2 protein-coding genes and 1 pseudogene are annotated in these 1,621 nt (G+C 38.9%); 1 reads left to right on the top strand and 2 read right to left on the bottom strand.

Annotation, left to right across the window (positions count from 1 at the left end; genetic code table 11):
- On the bottom strand, nt 1-485 hold a 485-nt coding region (locus tag AC1DJR_RS29095), incomplete at its 3' end, for a GntR family transcriptional regulator (protein ID WP_477004158.1).
- Between the two features lie 124 nt (nt 486-609).
- Here AC1DJR_RS29095 and AC1DJR_RS29090 point away from each other — a divergent pair.
- On the top strand, nt 610-1,521 hold the full coding sequence (locus tag AC1DJR_RS29090) for a DMT family transporter (protein ID WP_429688514.1): 912 nt from the start codon (nt 610-612) through the stop codon (nt 1,519-1,521).
- Between the two features lie 33 nt (nt 1,522-1,554).
- Here the strand turns inward: AC1DJR_RS29090 and AC1DJR_RS29085 are convergent.
- Nucleotides 1,555-1,621 (bottom strand): annotated as a pseudogene (locus AC1DJR_RS29085) (NUDIX hydrolase); the annotation flags it as partial.

The raw sequence follows: 1,621 nt of genomic DNA, 5'->3' as shown, positions 1-1,621 counted from the left end.
AGCGGGAGATAGCCCTGCGGATGATCGTAACTTAATGACTGCGTTAACGGTTGTTCTCGTAAAATTGTTTGTAGTTGATCGTGAGGATAGAGGTTACAACCGAGCTCTCCGTTTGCGAAGTCAATAATGTTCTCATTTTGTTGTACTTCTGCCCGAATATGGCGAAGTAACGGTAAGTTTGGTAAAAAAGTACCACCTTCTACGAAACCTCTCCAGTTCGGCGTTAATGTTGGAGAAACGCCCCACATATGTGTACTCACACGTGTACCTTTACCAGTCGTACTTTCTACAATTCCCATTGCGCGAAGTTCATTATAAGCAGTCGTTACCGTACTTCGGTTTACATTTAACTGCGTAGCTAATTTCCGTTCTGAAGGGAGGAAGCTACCTGGAGGCAGTTCTCCGTATGTAATACGTCTTTCAATAAAGTCAACAACTTGCTGATAAATAGGGATTTTACTGTCGTTATCTAGCTTCCATTCCATACAAACGCCTCCGCATCTCTTAACTACATCAAGTATAACAAATTGGCTGGGTAAAAAAACAGCCAATTGGACGGTGTTATATCCAGCCAATTTTACTATGCTAAATAGGGAAGGGGAGATTCGGATGAAACGATGGCAAATGGAATGGCTCCTAGTATCAGTAGCATTAGTATGGGGAGCAAATTATACAATTGGAAAGTATGGCGTGGCATTTATGTCATCCATTCAATTTAATAGTTTACGATTTTTAGTAGCATCTCCGGTATTATTACTTATTACATTTATTATGGAACGCTCACTACGTATTGAAAGAAAAGATTGGTTACGATTATTAGCAGTCGGTATCGTTGGAACGACAATGTATCAAACGATGTTTATGCTATCTGTAAAATATACTTCAGCAACAAATGCCTCATTATTAATTGCGATGTCACCTATATTTACAGGGATATTAGCAGTATTGCACAAACAAGAACGTTTTTCGATGAAAGTACAAATTGGTTCAATAGTAGCCTTTGTTGGTGCAGCATTCGTTTTATTAACAGGGCATTCAGGAGGAGCAACTTATGAGTATGCGTGGCTCGGAAATGTAATTGGATTAGTCGCAGCAATTGCGTGGGGATGGTATCCAATTTTAGCGCAACCACTTATTACAAAATACTCCGCAATGAGAGTCACATCATGGTCTACTTTAATTGGCATTGTACCACTCGTTGTATATTGTTTATTCAATGTAAATACGTTAACGTGGCCAGTAGATATGCCGAGCTGGGGCTCACTAGCATATTCGATCGTCTTTGCGACAATTTTCGGACTTGCMATGTGGTATGTCGGTATTAGTAAAATAGGYTCAACGAAAGTAATGGTTTATATGTATCTCGTACCATTATTCGCAGTTATCTTTGCGGCAGTAACAATCGGAGAGCAAATAAACATGATGCAACTCGTTGGAGGTCTTATAATCTTCATCGGCTTATATGTTGTAAAAAAAGGCGGAATGAAAAAGCCAGCTCTCAATTTGAAAAAAGTAAGTTAACAGTAAAAATGATCTCTTTCATATAGAAGGAGATCATTTTTTGTTTCGTAATAAAAGCGCTTGTTCAACGGCCCATTTTTGATGATCATGAATGAGAAAC

The sequence above is a fragment of the Bacillus sp. 05T31 genome (assembly GCF_056396725.1).
This window is presented reverse-complemented; position numbering and strand designations above follow the sequence as displayed.